The sequence below is a fragment of the Microbacterium sp. LTA6 genome (genome assembly GCF_045690355.1).
Classification (GTDB): domain Bacteria; phylum Actinomycetota; class Actinomycetes; order Actinomycetales; family Microbacteriaceae; genus Microbacterium.
Genome location: NZ_CP147855.1, coordinates 3842724 through 3861175, shown reverse-complemented (window position 1 = coordinate 3861175; position 18452 = coordinate 3842724). Strand labels below are relative to the sequence as shown.

Annotated in this window: 13 protein-coding genes; 10 read left to right on the top strand and 3 right to left on the bottom strand. The window is 66.1% G+C overall.

Features of this window, described 5'->3' with window-relative positions; genetic code table 11:
* Positions 1-6 precede the first annotated feature (6 nt).
* From LTA6_RS18460 to LTA6_RS18440, 5 genes are all read left to right on the top strand, one after another.
* Positions 7-1131 carry a 5-(carboxyamino)imidazole ribonucleotide synthase gene (locus LTA6_RS18460; protein ID WP_341975322.1) on the top strand — a complete coding sequence of 375 codons (1125 nt, stop codon included), beginning with the start codon at positions 7-9 and terminating at the stop codon, positions 1129-1131.
* 124 nt (positions 1132-1255) lie between these two features.
* Positions 1256-1723: a 5-(carboxyamino)imidazole ribonucleotide mutase gene (purE, locus tag LTA6_RS18455; RefSeq protein ID WP_341978468.1), complete on the top strand. Its 468-nt coding sequence runs from the start codon at positions 1256-1258 to the stop codon at positions 1721-1723.
* Positions 1720-3171, top strand: a complete 1452-nt coding sequence (locus tag LTA6_RS18450; protein ID WP_341975321.1) for an LCP family protein — start codon at positions 1720-1722, stop codon at positions 3169-3171. Before purE ends, LTA6_RS18450 begins: the two co-directional genes overlap by 4 nt.
* Before the next feature lie 89 nt (positions 3172-3260).
* Positions 3261-4334 (top strand): glycosyltransferase, encoded by a 1074-nt coding sequence (locus LTA6_RS18445; RefSeq protein ID WP_341975320.1) that lies wholly within the window; start codon positions 3261-3263, stop codon positions 4332-4334.
* Positions 4335-4412: 78 nt separating this feature from the next.
* Positions 4413-6593, top strand: coding sequence for a hypothetical protein (locus tag LTA6_RS18440; RefSeq protein ID WP_341975319.1), 2181 nt, complete (start codon positions 4413-4415; stop codon positions 6591-6593).
* A gap of 92 nt (positions 6594-6685) precedes the next feature.
* Here LTA6_RS18440 and LTA6_RS18435 read toward each other — a convergent pair whose 3' ends face one another.
* Positions 6686-8101, bottom strand: coding sequence for a bifunctional dTDP-4-dehydrorhamnose 3,5-epimerase family protein/NAD(P)-dependent oxidoreductase (locus tag LTA6_RS18435; RefSeq protein WP_341975318.1), 1416 nt, complete (start codon positions 8099-8101; stop codon positions 6686-6688).
* Positions 8101-9099: a dTDP-glucose 4,6-dehydratase gene (gene rfbB / locus LTA6_RS18430; RefSeq protein WP_341975317.1), complete on the bottom strand. Its 999-nt coding sequence runs from the start codon at positions 9097-9099 to the stop codon at positions 8101-8103. The genes LTA6_RS18435 and rfbB overlap by 1 nt, the downstream gene beginning before the upstream one ends.
* A gap of 78 nt (positions 9100-9177) precedes the next feature.
* On the opposite strand from rfbB, the gene rfbA reads away from it, so the two are divergent.
* The 5 genes from rfbA (at position 9178) to LTA6_RS18405 (ending at position 16168) form a co-directional block, all read left to right on the top strand.
* Positions 9178-10047, top strand: coding sequence for a glucose-1-phosphate thymidylyltransferase RfbA (gene rfbA / locus LTA6_RS18425; RefSeq protein WP_341975316.1), 870 nt, complete (start codon positions 9178-9180; stop codon positions 10045-10047).
* A 185-nt stretch (positions 10048-10232) separates the two neighbouring features.
* Positions 10233-12089, top strand: coding sequence for a rhamnan synthesis F family protein (locus tag LTA6_RS18420; protein WP_341975315.1), 1857 nt, complete (start codon positions 10233-10235; stop codon positions 12087-12089).
* Between the two features lie 74 nt (positions 12090-12163).
* Positions 12164-14008, top strand: coding sequence for a rhamnan synthesis F family protein (locus tag LTA6_RS18415; RefSeq protein WP_407358377.1), 1845 nt, complete (start codon positions 12164-12166; stop codon positions 14006-14008).
* Positions 14009-14072: 64 nt separating this feature from the next.
* On the top strand, positions 14073-14969 hold the full coding sequence (locus tag LTA6_RS18410) for an ABC transporter permease (protein ID WP_341975313.1): 897 nt from the start codon (positions 14073-14075) through the stop codon (positions 14967-14969).
* A complete protein-coding gene (locus LTA6_RS18405) occupies positions 14969-16168 on the top strand; it encodes an ABC transporter ATP-binding protein (RefSeq protein WP_341975312.1) in 1200 nt (399 codons plus the stop codon). Before LTA6_RS18410 ends, LTA6_RS18405 begins: the two co-directional genes overlap by 1 nt.
* A gap of 19 nt (positions 16169-16187) precedes the next feature.
* Here LTA6_RS18405 and LTA6_RS18400 read toward each other — a convergent pair whose 3' ends face one another.
* Entirely contained in the window at positions 16188-18365 is a 2178-nt protein-coding gene (locus tag LTA6_RS18400; RefSeq protein ID WP_341975311.1) for a glycosyltransferase, read from the bottom strand.
* Between the last annotated feature and the right edge of the window lie 87 nt (positions 18366-18452).

Here is an 18452-nt window from a genome sequence, read left to right as displayed (position 1 = left end):
CGGCACATGGCGCTGCGTGTGGGCGTGATCGGCGGAGGACAGCTGGCCAGGATGATGATCGCTCCGGCGGTCGAGATCGGGATCGACCTGCGGGTCCTCGCTGAAGATGAGGGCATGTCGGCACAACTCGCCGCGACCGCAGTCGGCGACTACCGCGATCTCGAAGTCGTGCGCGCATTCGTCCGCGACGTCGACGTCGTCACCTTCGATCATGAGCACGTGCCGCAGGAGGTACTGCGCGCCCTCGTCGCCGACGGCGTCGCCGTGCACCCGGGACCGGGTGCGCTGCAGTTCGCGCAGGACAAGCTCGTCATGCGTGCGCGGCTGGCCGAGCTCGGCATCCCGCAGCCGGAGTGGGCCGCGGTCCGAGATGCCGACGAGTTGCAGGCCTTCCTCGACGCGCATGGCGGTCGAGGCGTGGTGAAGACGCCGCGCGGCGGATACGACGGCAAGGGCGTGCGTGTGGTGCGCGCAGGTTCCGAGGCCGACGACTGGTTCGCGACGCTCGGCGACGGTGAAGCCCTGCTCGTCGAAGAACTCGTCTCCTTCGTCCGCGAACTCGCGCAGCAGGTGGCGCGGCGCCCCAGCGGTCAGATCGTCGCGTATCCGGTCGTGGAGACCGTGCAGCGCGACGGCGTGTGCGCCGAGGTCATCGCTCCGGCTCCGGGCGCACCGGAGCGGCTGGCGCAGGTGGCTGAGGGGATCGGCCGGAAGATCGCCGACGGTCTGGGTGTCACCGGAATGCTCGCCGTGGAACTGTTCGAGACCGATGACGAGCGCATCCTCGTGAACGAGCTCGCGATGCGCCCGCACAACAGCGGTCACTGGACCCAGGACGGCGCGGTCACGAGCCAGTTCGAGCAGCACCTGCGTGCGGTCGCCGATCTGCCGCTGGGAGATGTGAGTCCACGGGCGCCGTGGTCGGTGATGGTGAACATCCTGGGCGGACCAGCGGAAGGCACGATGGAGGAGCGATTCGCGGCGGCGATGAACGATCAGCCGGCCGCGAAGATCCACACCTACGGCAAGGCTCCGCGGCCGGGCCGCAAGGTCGGCCACGTGAACGTCGCAGGCGACGACCTCGACGATGTCGTGTACGTCGCGCGTGCGGCAGCGGCACATTTCGACTGACTGAGGGCGCGCGCCGTTCGGGGAATCTCACAGTCCCAGCCCGTAGCCTGAGATCGTGACTGAGCCTCTGCACTCCTCCGCAGCACCCCTGCACTCGTCTCCGGCTCCGCTGGTCGGTGTCGTCATGGGATCGGACTCCGACTGGCGCGTGATGAGCGACGCCTCCCAGGCGCTCACCGACTTCGGTATTCCGCACGAGGTAGAGGTCGTCTCCGCGCACCGCACACCGGACAAGCTCATGCGGTATGCCCGTGAGGCCCGGGGCCGCGGCATCCGTGTCATCATCGCGGGTGCGGGCGGCGCAGCGCATCTGCCCGGCATGCTCGCCTCGATGACCGCGCTGCCCGTGGTCGGCGTGCCCGTGCCGCTGGCCTATCTCGACGGGATGGATTCGCTGCTCTCGATCGTGCAGATGCCGGCCGGCATCCCGGTCGCCGCCGTGTCGATCGGCGGGGCTCGCAACGCCGGCATCCTTGCGGCACGCATCCTGGGTACCGCTGACACCGCCCTCGCCGACCGGGTCGAGGACTATGCGCGTGAGCTCGAGGCACAGGTCGGGGAGAAGAACGATCGGCTGAAGGAGTCGCTGTGACCCTTGCGCCCCCGCGCACCGTGGGGCGGCCGCTGATCGAGACGCGTCCGCTCCGGCATCCGGATGCCGGCGACGCCGGGTTGATGGCGAAGCGCGGATGGTGGCTGGTGCTGCTCAACGTGCTCGTGCCCGGTTCCGCGCAGGTGCTCGCCGGCAGACGCAAGCTCGGCCGCTTCGGCCTCGGCGCCACCCTGGTCGCCTGGCTGCTCGTGATCGTCGGTGCAGGGCTGGCGCTCTTCGCGCGCCCGGTGCTGCTGTGGCTGACCGTCGGCGGGGGCCTGCTCTCCGCGGCGCTGCTCACCATCGTGCAGGTGGCGCTGATCGGCTATGCCGTGCTCTGGCTGGTGCTCACGCTCGACACTCTTCGCCTGGTGCGCCTCGTGAAGGTGCCCGGCCCCTCTCGCTTCGCGATCCCGGTGGTCGCGCTGCTGCTGTTCGGCCTGATCGGCAGCGGCACCGCTTATGCAGCGTCGGCGGTCGGTTCGGTCCGAGACACGCTCGGTGCCGTGTTCGGGAACAGCGGTCCGAGTCTTCCGCCCAGTGACGGCTACTACAACATCCTGCTGCTCGGCGCCGACAGCGGCGAGGGCCGTGACTCCATGCGCTTCGACAGCATCTCGGTGGTGTCGGTGAACGCGACGACGGGTGCGGTGACGATCACCGGAATTCCGCGCGAGCTGCCGAATGCGCCGTTCAGCGCAGACAGCCCGATGCTCGAGCAGTATCCGAACGGGTTCGAGGGGCACACCTCCTCGACGTGCGGTTGGAACGGATGGATGAACCACGTCCGAAACGCTGCTCAGATCTGCCGGGACGACGGCGGATCCGCGCTCTATCCCGACGCGGCGGCCCACGGCTCCGAGCCCGGCATCGAGGCGACGAAGGATGCGGCCGAGGGCGTTCTCGGTATCGAGATCCCGTACTACGTCTTCGTCGACATGCAGGGGTTCGCCCAGCTGATCGATGCGCTCGGCGGTGTGGACATCAACGTCACCGAGCGGCTCCCGATGGGAGGCGGGCCTTCCTACGACGGTGAGCCCGCAGACGATTGGGCGATCGGCTGGATCGAACCGGGCCAGCAGCACATGAGCGGCGACACCGCGCAGTGGTACGCGCGGTCGCGGTACACGACGAGCGACTGGGATCGGATGAAGCGGCAGCGCGAGCTGCAGGCGGCCATCCTCGCCCAGTTCACGCCGCAGACCGTGCTCACGCGCTTCAATGAGGTTGCAGCGGCCGGAACGGCGTTGATCAGCACGGACCTGCCGCAGGACAAGTTGCCTGAGTTCTTCGACCTGATGCTCAAGGCGAAGGAGCAGAAGGTCACGACGATCGAACTCACCCCTGAGTTCGGCGTCGATGAGCACGAGCCGGACTATGCGCACATCCACGACATGGTCCAGCAGGCGCTGCACCCGCCGACGCCGACGGAGACCCCGGCTCCCTGACGCCCCGCAAGCTGTGTAGTCGCTGACACTTGGTCGTCGTGATCGCGCGTTGTCCTGGCAGTGATCGCGACTGAGGCTACCCTTTCCTCATGGGTGCTCGACTGCGTGTTGTTCTGGATCAGTTGGGGCACGTCGTCGATGCCGATCAGGCGGCGGCGTCGGTCGACCTGATGAAGGGCCTCATCGCGACGACGCCGTCCGGATGCGAGATCGAAGCGATCGTCGCAGCAGGTGCCGAGATCGAGATGGTGGGCCTCGCCGGGGTGCGTCGACTCTCGTTGGCGCGGCGCGAGCTCGCGGCTTCCTGGCAGCTCGGCATCGCACCGGGGGTGGGTGGCGGACTGATTCACGCGCCGACGCTCATGGCGCCGTTGGTGCGGCATGACCGGGTGCACGACAACGATCAGACGACCGTGACGCTGTGGGATCTGCATGCCTGGGAGGCAGCAGACACGATGTCGAAGACGGCCGTCGCCTGGCAGCGCGGAATGCTGCGCCGGGCGGTGAAGCACGCGGATGCCGTGATCGTGCCCTCGCACGCGTTCGCCGAACGGCTCGTCGACCTCGCGAAGGTGGGGGAGCGCGTTCGCGTGATCGCCGGCGCCGCCCCGGCGGGCTACCAGGAGCCGTCTGATGCTGCCGAGCGCCGTACCGACCTCGTTCTTCCTGCACAGTACGTCGTGCTCATCGGCTCGCACGGCTCCCTCGAGGAGGGGTTTCGGGGTGCGGCGGCCGCCGGGCTGGACGCCGTCGTGCTCGACGTCTCCGAGGGGGCGGAGCCGCGCCTGGCGGAGATCGCATCGGCCGCGGGTCTCCCTGAGCAGCGTGCGCATATGCGGGGCGTGCTGTCAGCGCAGGACCGCGCAAGTGTGCTCGCCGGCGCTGCGGCGTTCGTAGCGACGAGCACGCTCACGGCCTGGCCGTGGCGCGTGATCGAGGCGATGACGCTGGGCGTTCCCGTGGTCGCGGTCGACAGCGGGGTGCACCGCGACGTGGTCGCCGATGGCGGGATGCTGGTGGATGCCTCGGAGCTGGCAGAGGCCGTCGTCGAGGCTGCCGGCCGAGGTGCGTCGCGACTGAAGGTACTGGGCGCGGATCGCTCGCGGGCGTTCTCGTGGGCGAGCGCCGCCGAGAAGGTGTGGGCTCTGCACGCGGAGTTGTGACATCGGACGGGCGCCGTACTCCGCGGAATGACGCGTGTCCAGCGCCCAAACGGACTGTTGCTCCGACAGACTGTGAACATGACTGGACAGGCACGTAGTCCTCGACGCCCGATCGCGCCCGGACGCTGGTTCGCATGCCTGCTCGCGGTCGCCGCTCTCGTCGTCGGCGTGCTCGTGCCTACCGCGGGCGCGACGGCAGCCCCGGCCACGGCCTCGATGGCTCGTGCAGCATCCGATCCGGTCGCGGGTATCAAGCCGATGACACTCGCGGGGTTCGACCCCGGGCATCTCATCAGCGACGCGGTGTTCACGGACAAGAACTCGATGAGCGAGGCGCAGATCCAGTCGTTCTTCAACGGCAAGGTGGCGACGTGCCGCGGCGGGACTGATGAGGACGGCAGGCAGGTCGTCTGCCTCAAGGACTTCAAGATCAGCTCGGTCAATCGCCCGGCCGACAGTTACTGTCAGGGCTACACGGGAGCAGCGAACGAGACCGCGGCGCGCATCATCTACCGGGTCGCCCAGTCCTGCGGCATCAATCCGCAGGTGCTGATCGTGATGCTCCAGAAGGAGCAAGGACTGGTCACGCATTCGTGGCCGAGCGCCTGGCGCTATGACATCGCCCTGGGTCAGGGGTGTCCGGATGACGCTCCGTGCAATCCGGACTTCGTCGGGTTCTTCCACCAGATCTACGGTGCCGCACGGCAGATGCAGGTCTACATGGAGGGCAAGTACTTCACCTGGTTCGCACCAGGCAAGACCTGGAACATCCGCTACAGCCCCAACATCGCCTGTGGCTCGGGCCCTGTCTACGTCGCCAACAAGGCGACGTCGGCGATGTACTACTACACGCCGTACCAGCCGAACGCGGCCGCCTTGGCGGCCGGAACGGGCGAGGCTCCGTGCGGGGCCTACGGCAACCGGAACTTCTACAACTACTTCACGGACTGGTTCGGTCCGACCCGAGCGGCGAACCCCTTCGGCAACATCGAGATGGTCGAAGCACGGCCCGGTCAGTTCGCGGTGTCCGGGTGGGCGATCGACCCGAACACCACCGAGCCGATCGCCGTTCACGTGTACGCGGGGTCAGCGGGCAGCGCCTTCCTCGCGAACGTGTCTCGCCCCGATGTCGGCGCGGCGTACCCGGGATCCGGCGATCGGCACGGATTCTCGGTCACCGTTCCCGCCGTGGGCGCCGGGGCGACAGACGTATGCGTCTATGCGATGAACAGCGGTGCCGGTGCCAACGTGCTTCTCGGCTGTCGCAGCGTCACGGCCAAGAGCGGAAGCCCGGTCGGCAGTGTACCTACGGCGAAGGCCGTCTCCGGTGGCGTGAAGGTCACCGGATGGGCGCTCGATCCGGACACTGTGAGTCCTGCGACCGTGCATGTCTACGTCGACAGCGTCGGTGTCGCCGCCTCCGCGAACCTGGCGCGTACCGATATCCCCGCGGCCTACGTCGCTTATGGGAAGAACCACGGTTTCGATGTCACCGTGAATGCGGCAGCCGGCAGTCACAACGTGTGCGTCTACGGCATCAACTCGGGACCAGGCGGCAACGTGCAACTCGGTTGCTCGGTCGTCCAGGTCGGACCCACGACGATCACGGAGAAGGGTCGTGTTCCGGTCGGTGCGTTCGAGTCGGTGGCGGTGTCGGGGAATGTGGCGACGGCGACCGGGTGGGCGTTGGATCCGGATACGGCGTCGTCGATCAAGGTTCATCTGTATGTGGGGTCTGCGGGTAAGGAGTATTCCGCTGACAAGGTGCGTGCGGATGTTGCTGCGGCGAATCCCGGGTATGGGGATCGGCATGGTTTCTCGGAGGCGTTGACGTTGCCGGTCGGGAAGTCGACGGTGTGTGCGTATGGGATCAATACGGGTCCGGGTGGTCATGTGCTGCTGGGTTGCAAGGAAGCGACGGTCGCGGCGCAGACCACAGATCGAGGCCGCGTCCCCTTCGGGAATTTCGAGGGCGTCGCCGTGGAGGCGGGTGCGGTCGTCGTGGGCGGCTGGGCCATCGATCCCGACACGACGAATCCCATCTCCGTGCACATCTACGTCGATTCGACGAGCTCCGCCCACTGGGCCGACAAGGAGCGGGCTGACGTGGCCGGCGCCTATCCGGGAACCGGAAGCAAGCACGGCTTCTCGGAGAGGCTGAGCACCTCGGCCGGAACGCATAATGTCTGCGTCTATGCGATCAACGACGGCGCGGGCGGCCACGTCCTGCTGGGTTGTAAGACGGTCACCGTTCCGTAGCACTCCGCAATCGGTGCGAAAGAAAGGCGGTCCCCCTCGCACGAGGGGGACCGCCTTTCTCTGCGGCTGCGTCGGCATGACGCGGTGGGCGATCAGCCCGGATTCGTCAGGTAGCGCTGGAGCGACTCGCGGTGGTCGGTCGGCGTGAATCCGCTCTCGCGGATCTTCTGCAGGTCGAGCCGGCTGTTGCCGGGCCGGGGCGAGACCGGGGCGGTCGCACCGGCGAAATAGTCGGCAGTCGAGACGCCGGTCACGCGGGCAGGGTCATGTCCGGTGCTTTCGAAGATCGACCGGGCGATGTCCGCCCACGACATCGCGTCGCCGGAGCCGGTGAGGTTGTACGTGCCGAACGGCGCTCGGCTCTCGACGAGGTGGCGGACGCCCGCAGCGATCTCGTCAGCGAAGCTCAGGCGGCCGACCTGATCGTCGACGACACTCGGCGACACACCCTTCTCCGCCAGGGAAGCCATGACGCGGACGAAGTTCTTGCCCTCTCCGATGACCCATGAAGTGCGGACGATGTAGTGCCGGGGCACGGTGCTGACGATTGCGTCGCCCGCGGCCTTGGTCTGGCCGTAGACGCCGAGCGGACGAATGGCGTCCTCTTCGGTGTACTCGCCGGCCTTGGTCCCGTCGAAGACGTAGTCGCTGGAGACATGGACGAGCGTGATGGCGTTCTCGGTGGCGACGCGCGCGATCGCAGCGACACCGGTGACGTTCGCGGCCCACGCGTCCGCGCGCCCAGCCGCTGTCTCTGCGACGTCGACCGCGGTGTAGGCCGCGGCGTTGATGATCGTGTCGTAGTCCCGCCAGCGACGTGACGAGGCGAAGGCGGGATCCGTGAGATCGAGCGAATCGCGACCGGCGTACTCGAATCGCGCCGCGTCTCCGAGAAGTCGGCGCAGGGCCAGGCCGAGCTGACCGTTGGCACCGACGATCAACGTCTTCTTCGGGGCGATCGGGCTGACGTCCGCGAGACGCGGGTGCGCGAGGTCCTTGGGGGAGATCTCGACCTCGGAGAGCGGGATGGGCCACGGGATCGAGACGGTCTCGTCAGCCAGATTCAGGAACGAGTAGTCGGCGTCGGCAGACCAGTGGTCGTTGACGAGGTACGCGTACGCCGTGTCGGCTGCGAGGGTCTGATAAGAGTTGCCGACGCCGCGCGGCACGAAGATCGCGCGGGAGGGATCGATCTCCGTCGTGAACACCGTGCCGAACGACGGACCTTCGCGCAGGTCGACCCACGCGCCGAAGATACGGCCGGTCGCGACCGACACCCATTTGTCCCAGGGCTCGGCGTGAATGCCGCGCGTAGTGCCGATCGCGTCGTTGAAGGACACGTTGTTCTGCACAGGTCCGAAATCGGGGAGTCCTGCAGCCACCATCTTCTCGCGCTGCCAGTTCTCCTTGAACCAGCCGCGGGAGTCGCCGTGGACGGGGAGTTCTGCGACGAGGAGACCGGGGATGGGCGTCTCGGTGATCGTGAGCGACTTGCCGAACTCCGTCATCACTGCCCCTTGGAGGCGTAGAAGGACTCGGTGGCGTCCTTGGACGGCGCCCACCACGCCTCATTGTCCCGGTACCACGCGATCGTGGAAGCGAGACCGGACTCGAAGTCGCTGAAGCGCGGCATCCAGCCGAGTTCGGTGCGCAGCTTCGTGGAGTCGATTGCGTAACGAAGATCGTGCCCTGCGCGGTCGGTGACATGGTCGTACGCGTCGGCAGGCTGTCCCATCTGCGCGAGGATGAGTTCCACGACCGACTTGTTGTCCTTCTCGCCGTCGGCGCCGATGAGATACGTCTCGCCGATCTCGCCCTTGTCGAGGATGGTCAGCACTGCGGAGGAGTGATCGTCCGCGTGGATCCAGTCGCGGACATTGAGTCCTGCACCGTACAGTTTCGGCCGGACGCCGCGGATCACGTTCGTGATCTGACGCGGGATGAACTTCTCCACGTGCTGGTACGGGCCGTAGTTGTTCGAGCAGTTCGAGATCGTCGCCTGCACGCCGAACGAGCGCACCCAGGCTCGCACCAGGAGGTCGCTGCCGGCCTTGGTCGAGGAGTACGGGGAAGAGGGGTTGTACGGCGTGGATTCGGTGAACCGCTCCGGGTCGTCGAGCTCGAGGTCTCCGTAGACCTCATCGGTGGAGATGTGGTGGAACCGTCGCTGATGGCGTCGCGCGGCCTCGAGCAGCGTGTACGTGCCGATGATGTTCGTGTCGAGGAAGGGGCGCGGGTCGTGGAGGGAGTTGTCATTGTGCGATTCGGCCGCGTAGTGCACGACCCCGTCGACGTCGGCGAAGAGATCGTCGACCAGCTCCGCATCCGTGATGTCGCCCCGCACGAAGCGGAAGCGGTCAGTGGGGAGACCAACGAGAGACGCCTCGTTGCCGGCGTACGTCAGTTTGTCGAGAACGGTCACGTGGGCGTCCGTGTTCTCGATGACATGGTGCACGAAGTTCGATCCGATGAATCCGGCACCGCCGGTGACGAGCAGTCTCTGCATGACGACCAGCGTACCGGGACCGCCGCCGAGGACTCGGGGCGTTTGTACAGGTGCGCGCGATCGGGGAGACTGTTACCCATGCGCGGAATCATTCTCGCCGGTGGGACTGGATCCCGGCTGCACCCGATCACCCTCGGCGTCTCCAAGCAGCTGGTCCCGGTGTACGACAAGCCGATGATCTACTACCCACTGTCGACACTCATCCTCGCGGGCATCCGCGACATCCTGATGATCACGACCCCCCACGACGCGGAGTCGTTCCATCGCCTCCTCGGAGACGGTTCGCAGTTCGGGGTCTCCATCACCTACAAGACCCAGCCGTCACCCGATGGGCTCGCACAGGCCTTCGTCCTCGGCGAGGAGCACATCGGGTCCGAATCCGCGGCCCTCGTGCTGGGCGACAACATCTTCTACGGGCAGGGGATGGGCACACAGCTGCGCCAGTACAACGAACTCGACGGGGGAGTTGTGTTCGGCTACTGGGTCGACGACGCGACCGCATACGGCGTCGTCGAGTTCGGCGAGGACGGCCGAGTCGTCTCCCTCGAGGAGAAGCCGGTCAAGCCGAAGAGCAACTACGCGGTCCCCGGACTGTACTTCTACGACAACGACGTCATCGAGATCGCGAAGGCGCTCAAGCCGTCCCCTCGTGGCGAGCTCGAGATCACGGATGTCAACCGCGTGTACCTCGACCGGGGAAAGCTCAAGGTGCAGCTCCTGACCCGCGGAACCGCGTGGCTGGACACCGGAACATTCGATTCGCTCGCAGAGGCCACCGACTTCATCCGCACGGTCGAGAAGCGCCAGGGGCTCTCCATCGGCTGCCCCGAAGAAGTCGCCTGGCGCATGGGATTCCTCACCGACGACGAGCTGCGCGAGCGCGCAGAGCCCCTCATCAAGAGCGGCTACGGGGAGTACTTGCTCAAGGCGCTCGCCCAGGGACGATGACCGCACGCGGTTTAGGATTGGCTGCGGTTCGCAAGGTCGATCCCGTGGCCTGATCACCGTGGTCAATCGCCGAAGAGCTGCTGGAGAGTCGCAGAAGTATGACAAGCATGAGTCGGGTGCCGGGTGTTTTTCCGGTTGGTGGTCGTCGGCTTGTGGTGTACGTGGTCTATGACCGGCGTGGGGATGTGGACGATTATGTTCCGTTCGCGTTGGCGGGTCTTCGTGAGCATGCGGCGCATGTTCTGGTGGTCGTGAACGGTGCGTTGTCGGATGCGGGTCGGGTTGCGCTCGAGTCGGTCTCGGATGAGGTGCTGGTTCGGGAGAACTCCGGGTTCGATATCTGGGCGCACAAGGATGCGTTGGATCATGTGGGTGCGCGGATCGCGGAGTTCGATGAGGTTCTGCTGACGAATGACACGTGGTTCGGGCCGGTGCGTCCGTATGGTCCGGTGTTCGAGCGGATGGGTGAGCGGTCGACGGATTTCTGGGGGATGACGGATCACGCGCGTGAGGTGCCGAATCCGTTCACCGGGAAGGGTGTTCTTCCGTATCACCTGCAGTCGTTCTGGATCGCGGTGCGGCGGGAGATGTTCCTGTCGGATGCGTGGGTGCAGTATTGGCGTGATCTGCCGGAGATGCCGTCGTATTTCGATGCGGTGCTGAAGCACGAGACGATCTTCACGGAGCATTTCGCGGAGCGTGGATTCACGCATGACGTCGCCTACCCCTCCGCCGACTACCCGACGGATCACCCGGCGCTCTTCAACGCGGATCTGCTTCTGCGTGATGACTGCCCCCTTCTGAAACGGCGGCAGTTCTTCCACTATCCGCCCTACCTCGATCGGCACGCGGTCATCGGTCGACGGGTCCTGCGCGACGTGGAGGACTACGGCTATCCGATGCCGGTGCTCTGGCAGAATCTCGCGCGCAACGTGGCGCCGAAGGTCCTCAACGCCGATGCCGGAATGATGGAGGTCCTGCCGGACGTCGACGTCTCCTACGACCCCGAGCGGCCGTATCGCATCGCCGTGATCGCGCACGTTCCGCACGCAAGAGACCTCGATGAACTCCTGTCGTCGACCGACGACATCGGGCAATCCCACACACTCTTCGTGACGACCACGACGGACGAGGATGCGGCGACGATCACACAGCGCCTGGCCGAGCAAGGAACCGGGGATCGTGCGGCGAGCGAGGTACGCGTCGTGCCCGCGCGCGGACGGGACATGAGCGCGTTCTTCGTAGGGATGCGGGACGTCCTCGTCAGCGGAGACTTCGATCTCATCGTGAAGGTTCATACCCGAAGGCCGAAGAACCGATCCGCCAACGCCATTCGCTATTTCCGGCGCCACCAGGTGGACAATCTGCTCGGGAGCCCTGGCTATTTCGCCAACGTGCTCGCGCTCTTCCAGCGCGAGCCCGGGCTCGGCATCGTGATGCCGCCGATGATCCACGTGGGATACGCCACGCCGGGCAAGGGCTGGGCCTACTACCTTCCGCGGGCGAAGGAGGTCGCTGCGCAGCTCGGAATCCGGGTGCCGTTCGACGGCGTCTCCCCGCTCGCGCCGTTGGGTGGGATGTGGATCTGCCGCCCCGCTGCGCTCGCGCCGCTGACGCGGCCCGACTGGCGGGTCGAAGACTTCGACAAGCCGTCGAAGAGACGCAAGGCGGACCTCGCCCGAGTACTGGAGCGTCTCGTCGTGTACGGCGCCGGCGAGGACGGCTTCCATGCCAGGACGGTGATGAGCCTCGAACATGCCGGGATCAGTCATGTCTCGATGGAGTACAAGCTCGACCAGCTGGCATCGACCACGCCGGGATATCCGATCGAGCAGATCCAGTTCCTGCATCGGGCCGGCTGGATCGGCAAGGGAGGCGCGGTGGCGATGCTGCGCATGTACTTGAACCTGAACCATCCTGCTCTTGTGGAGCGCGTTCGTCCGGTGGTCCGTCCGGTGACGAGTATTCTCCGACGCGCGGTAGGAGCAGCCAGAGGAGCGCAAAAGCTCCTGATCGGTGCAGTGAAGGGGGCGCGGTCATGAGTCGGGTGCCGGGTGTTTTTCCGGTTGGTGGTCGTCGGCTTGTGGTGTACGTGGTCTATGACCGGCGTGGGGATGTGGACGATTATGTTCCGTTCGCGTTGGCGGGTCTTCGTGAGCATGCGGCGCATGTTCTGGTGGTCGTGAACGGTGCGTTGTCGGATGCGGGTCGGGTTGCGCTCGAGTCGGTCTCGGATGAGGTGCTGGTTCGGGAGAACTCCGGGTTCGATATCTGGGCGCACAAGGATGCGTTGGATCATGTGGGTGCGCGGATCGCGGAGTTCGATGAGGTTCTGCTGACGAATGACACGTGGTTCGGGCCGGTGCGTCCGTATGGTCCGGTGTTCGAGCGGATGGGTGAGCGGTCGACGGATTTCTGGGGGATGACGGATCACGCGCGTGAGGTGCCGAATCCGTTCACCGGGAAGGGTGTTCTTCCGTATCACCTGCAGTCGTTCTGGATCGCGGTGCGGCGGGAGATGTTCCTGTCGGATGCGTGGGTGCAGTATTGGCGTGATCTGCCGGAGATGCCGTCGTATTTCGATGCGGTGCTGAAGCACGAGACGATCTTCACGGAGCATTTCGCGGAGCGTGGATTCACGCATGACGTCGCCTACCCCTCCGCCGAGATCGGGACGAAGAACCCGTCGCTCTATCGCGCGGAAGCGCTGCTCGACGCCGGCTGTCCTCTCCTCAAGCGCCGCCCGTTCATGCAGTGGCCGCCATACCTGGATCGGCATGCGGTCGTCGGCCGCTGGACGCTCGAAGCCGCGGAGCGGTACGGGTACCCCATGGACCTGTTCTGGCAGAACGCGGCGCATACGATCGCGCCGAAGGATCTGAACACCGATGCGTCGATGCTCGAGGTGCTTCCGGACGTCGATGTGTCGTACGACCCGGATCGACCGCTTCGGACCGTCGTGATGGCACACATCTTCTACGTCGAGATGACGGACGAGATGCTCGATCGGGCCGATACGCTTCCCAGCGCCTACGACCTGGTCGTCACGACACCGGATGCCGATCGGGCCGCACAGATCCGTGCGGTGATCGAGCACCGGGGTCCGCGACAGGGCACGGTCGACATTCGCGTTCTGCCATCGAACGACGGGCGGGACCAGAGCGCCTTCCTCATCGAATGCCGGGACGTTCTGCTCTCGGATGACTACGATCTGGTCGTGAAGATCCATTCCAAGAAGACGCCTCAGGACGGCTTCAACGTCGGTCGTCACTTCAAGGAGCAGCAGTTCGACAACCTGCTGAACAGTCCCGGGTACACAGCGAACCTCGTGGCACTCTTCCAGCGGGAGCCGGGTCTCGGCCTCGTCTTTCCTCCGATGATCCACATCGGCTATCCGACGCTGGGCAGGGGATGGTCGGTGAACAAGGAGGGTGCGGAGAAGATGTCGGCGGAGCTCGGCATCCATGTCCCTCTCGATGACATCTCGCCGCTCGCACCCTTCGGCTCCATGTACATCGCCCGTCCCCAGGCGCTGCGGGTTCTCGTGGAGCACGAGTGGTCGTACGAGCAGTTCGGCGGCGCCGAGGCGTATCGCGACGGCGGCCTCGCGCACATTCTCGAGCGGATGCCCGCGTACGCCGCAGGCGAGCTCGGATACCACGTGCGCACGGTGAGCACGACGGAGTACATGGCGATCAGCCATACCGCGTTGGAATTCAAGCTCGACGAGATGGCGGTCACGACGCCGGGGTACGCCTACGAGCAGATCGAGTTGCTGCGGCGCGCGGGCTTCGTCGGTACGGGGTCGGCGTCAGACTTTGCAAGAATGTACATGCGCATCAACTTTCCCGGAACGGGTGCGCGGGTGCGCGGGATCATGGCGTCGAACAGCATCGTGGGCAAAGTGGCCCGGACGGTGCGGCGTCCCGGAGCGACGATTCGTCGCGTCTCCGGTCGCTGATACGCATCGGGATGAAGACGACGGCAGCGGATTCGCGGAAGTGTGAGTGAGAGCCTTGGATACCTTGGAACGATTTGAACGGCTCGAGAGCGAGCCGTTCTCGACGATCGACACACGCGGACTCCGTGTACGCGGAGGAAAGCTCCGTGAACTGGTCTCGCGCCGAGAGCTGCTGAGCCTTCTCATCCGCCGCGACCTGCAGGCTCGGTATCGCGACAGCTTCCTGGGCTTCCTCTGGACCGTCATCCGGCCCCTGATCCAGTTCCTGATGTACTACGTCGTCCTCGGCCAGTTCCTGCGCGCGGCCGAGGGCATCCCGGACTTCGCGATCTACCTGTTCTCCGGCCTGACGCTGTACGTCTTCTTCAACGACATGATCGCCGGGTCCACGGGGTCGATCCTGAACAACGCGGCCCTGGTGAAGAAGATCTACCTGCCCCGTGAAGTCTTCCCCCTGGCGAGCATCGGCGCTGCGGGATTCATGGGTGCGGTGCAGCTCGGTGTGCTGTTGATCGCGGCGATCCTTTTCGGCGCCCTGCCGGAACCTGCGCAGATGCTGTGGTTCTTCCCGTCGCTGCTCCTCATCGGCGTATACGGTCTCGCCTTCGGATTGCTGCTCTCCGCAGCCAACGTGTACCTGCGTGACATGCAGTACCTCACCGAGGTCGTACTCATGCTCGCCATGTGGGCGTCTCCCATCGTCTATTCCTGGTCGATGGTGAAGGACGTCCTCTTCCGCTTCTCGCTTCCGGAATGGTTCATCGAGATCTATGCGGCGAACCCGCTGACGATCGCCGTCCTCGGATTCCATCGTGCCTTCTGGGGCGCAGGGACAGACGCCGACTACCCGGCCAACCTCGGCCTGCGCATGCTGATAGCCACGATCATCGGCCTCGCCCTTCTCTGGATAGCGCATCGCGTGTTCGTGCGCGTCCAGGGCAACTTCGCACAGGAGCTGTGATGACGACCATCCAAGGACCGGACATCATCCGTCTCGATTCGGTGACCAAGCAGTTCACGGTCCGCAAGGACAACAGCCTCAAGGACCGGATCGTCCACCTGGGTCGACTGGGCAAGGACTTCCGCGAGGACTTCGTCGCGGTCGACGATGTGACCATGCAGATCCAGGCGGGCACGACCGTCGGTCTGCTCGGTGCCAACGGATCGGGCAAGTCGACGCTGTTGAAGCTCATTGGCGGCATCATCTCGCCGACCACGGGCACCGTGCAGACCCGAGGTCGCATGGCTGCGCTGCTCGAGCTCGGCGCCGGGTTCCATCCTGACCTCAGCGGCCGCGAGAACGTCTATCTCAACGCATCCATCCTGGGTCTTTCTCGCGCTGAGACCGACCGGCAGTTCGACGACATCGTCGAGTTCAGTGGAATCGGTTCGTTCATCGACACGGCGGTCAAGTTCTACTCGTCGGGGATGTACGTCCGCCTGGCATTCGCCGTCGCGGTCCACACCGACCCCGACCTGCTGCTCGTCGATGAGGTGCTCGCCGTCGGCGACGAGACGTTCCAGCGCAAGTGCATGGACCGCATCTCGCAGTTCCGTGCGGAAGGACGGACCATCGTCCTCGTGAGCCATTCGGCCCAGCAGGTGGCCGAGCTCTGCGATCGTGGCATCGTGCTGAGCTCGGGGCGCGTGATTCACGACGGCGACACGAACGATGCGATTCGTGTTCTGCGCGAGTCCCTCGAACTGCGGCGACGCGCGTCGGGCGGTGCGTCGGACGCCCAGCCGATCCGCGTCACGAAGGTCGAGCTCCTCGACTCCCGAGACGAGCTTGCCGACACGATCGTGTCGGGGGAGCCGATGACGATCCGTGTGCACGTCGCCGCCGATCATCGCTTCGACCGATGGGATGTCGGTTTCAGCATCGACACGCCCTTCGGGCACATGGTGCTCGCATCGAACACCGAGCTCCTGGGCCGCGAGCTGGAGCCGATCGACGGCGAGACGACGGTGGATCTGCGGATCGCGAGTCTTCAGATCGGCCGGGGGCAGTACTTCATCAACGCGAATGTCGCCGGTGTCAGCGAAGTCAGCACCCACGCGCTGATGCAGGGTGCGATGTTCAACGTCGAGGGCGCCGAGGGAACGATGGGGTCATCCTCCGCGTTCATCACCGTTCCGGGGTCCGACGTTCGCAGCTGATCCAGGCGGCCGGCGAGGATCAGTCCTCGGCCGGCACTGCCTCTTGCGTGGAGCCGCTCCGATGCGCGAGGACCGCATCGAGCAGTTCCTTCGCGCGCGCATCGAAGGAGTGGCGCCGGCGGACCTCCGCGGATATCTCGGCGAGCTCGGCGTCTTCAGGGAACAAGGAGTCGAGCGGGCTGGCGACGAGCTCCAGAAGCTCCGGCGTCGTCCGGTAGGTGCGTACGGCACCAGCGAAGAGTTCGGAGATCCCGGAGACATCGTCGCTGATCGCTCGACCGCCGGCGGAGACGACGTCGAAAAGGCGGTTCGATACGAAGCCCTCGCGCTGCATCGCGGGCCAATGATCGTTCATCACCGCTCCGGCCGACTCGTACACGAGCGGGAGCTCCTCGTTCGGCACGTGAGTCCCGGCGATGGCGGAGGCGGGGATGAAACCGCGCCAATCCGGTCCGTAGACGCGCAGCGGCGCGCCCGCGCGCAGGGGTTCGACGACAGACGGTCTGACGATTCCTCGAGCTGTGCCGACGAAGACGAGATCTGCGGACCGCTGGACCCCGTGCGGTGAGAATCGGGTGGTGTCGGTGCACTGCAGCAGCGGGAGCACTGCACGTCCTAGGCGTACCGACGCCTCGGCGCTCCAGGTGTCGGAGGCGGCGTAGACGAGGTCGAACCGCCCGACCTCGTCGGCCGTGATCTCGTCGGGATGGCTGATGATCCACTGGATCGTCGTTGCGGACTCGGGAGGCTCGATCCGTTCAGGGCCGCGGAGGATGAGAGAAACATCGTCGAGATCCACGGTCGCGCGGTGTGCCGCCGGCCGGGCATCGACGGCGACGTACTGACCGAGTCGTTCCAGTGCCGAGGCGAGGCCGCGCGCGAAGTGCGTGTCTCCCCAGGATTCTCCGCGCGTGCCCGCGGGGGCGGCGGTCTTGATCGCCCAGCGGAGCCGCGGAACCGACTCCCCGTCGGCGAGAGCGAAGCGTTCGAGGGGGCGACGTCGCAGAGAGGGGCCGCGGACGTCCGCGACCGCGAACTCCAGGCCACGATGCGGCGCGAGTACGTCCAGCACCGTGTCGGCAACGTCGGCGATCGGCTGCGAGGCGAAACTCCTCGAGCTCGTCGCCGAGGCGCTCAGCAGCGTGTGCGGCTGGGATCGATCGCCGATCCGGTACGCACGAACGGGGGCGTCCAGACTCGCGGTGGGGATGCGCTCACCGAGACCGCGGACGTCCTCGATCGGGTGTCCGGCGAACAGCGCGATCGTCCGTCCGCCGTACGCCGCTGTGGCGGCTGAGACGATCGAGCCGTCTGGTGCGAGCCAGAGGGGTTGCACGGGGCGGGAGTCCGCCTCCGTAAGAAGCGCCCGCACCGCCGCTGATGAGATCGCAGCGCCGGCTCCGCGCACGAGGAGCATCGTGCTGTCGGGGGTCGCGCTTTCGAGTGCCAAGGCGGCGCGGCCGGCGACGACAGCGGTGTCGTCGTGCCACAGCGTCACCTGTGCTGCGGCGACGCGCAGATCGGCAGGCGCAGACGCCTCCAGAGCGAGGACGACGGTCGTGTCACCGTCCGCGGCAAGTGGGGTGAGCACCGCGAGAGTCGCGCCGTCGCCGTCGTCAGCACCGAGGTGCCAGATGATGACGCGTGACGAGCTGATCGCGCCGGACGGAGCAACCTGCTCCGCGGGGTTCAAGCCCAGTGCCGCGGACCGGAGGAGGTCGATGAGAGTGACTGCTCGCAAATGCGGTGCCGAGCCGATGATCACCTCCCCGCCGTCGCGCAGTCGACGCCAGGCGTGCCCCAGCGGACCGCCGGGCGCGGTGACGCTCTCCGGATGTGCGGTCGCGTAGGCCGGAGCATCCCAGCTCATCGTCGTCGACACCTTCGCCGGATCGCTGACGAGATAGGCGTAGAGAGCGGGAACGCGGTCATTGTCCGGGAGCTGCGCGGACACGTGCCGCTCGAGGAAGAGCGGATTCAAGGAGAAGCCCCGCCGGAACCCACCGCGGACGTAGGACCGCACCGCGCGACGAGTGGAGGTCGGCCGCCCGAGCTGCAGCCGAACGAAATCGGCGTCGACGATGTCCGCGCGACGAATGACGCGGCACCAGTAGAGGCGGTCGGCGGCAGCGAGGAGGGGACTGATCACCGGGGCTGATCGCGATGCGCGCCACAGGCGTCTGAGACGGTTGAGCACCCTGGGAGTCTATGGGGTCGGCTCAAGGAAGTGCTGAGCAGGGGAATGGTAGCCTCGAACGATCGGTCACTTCGGCAGCCTGACAGG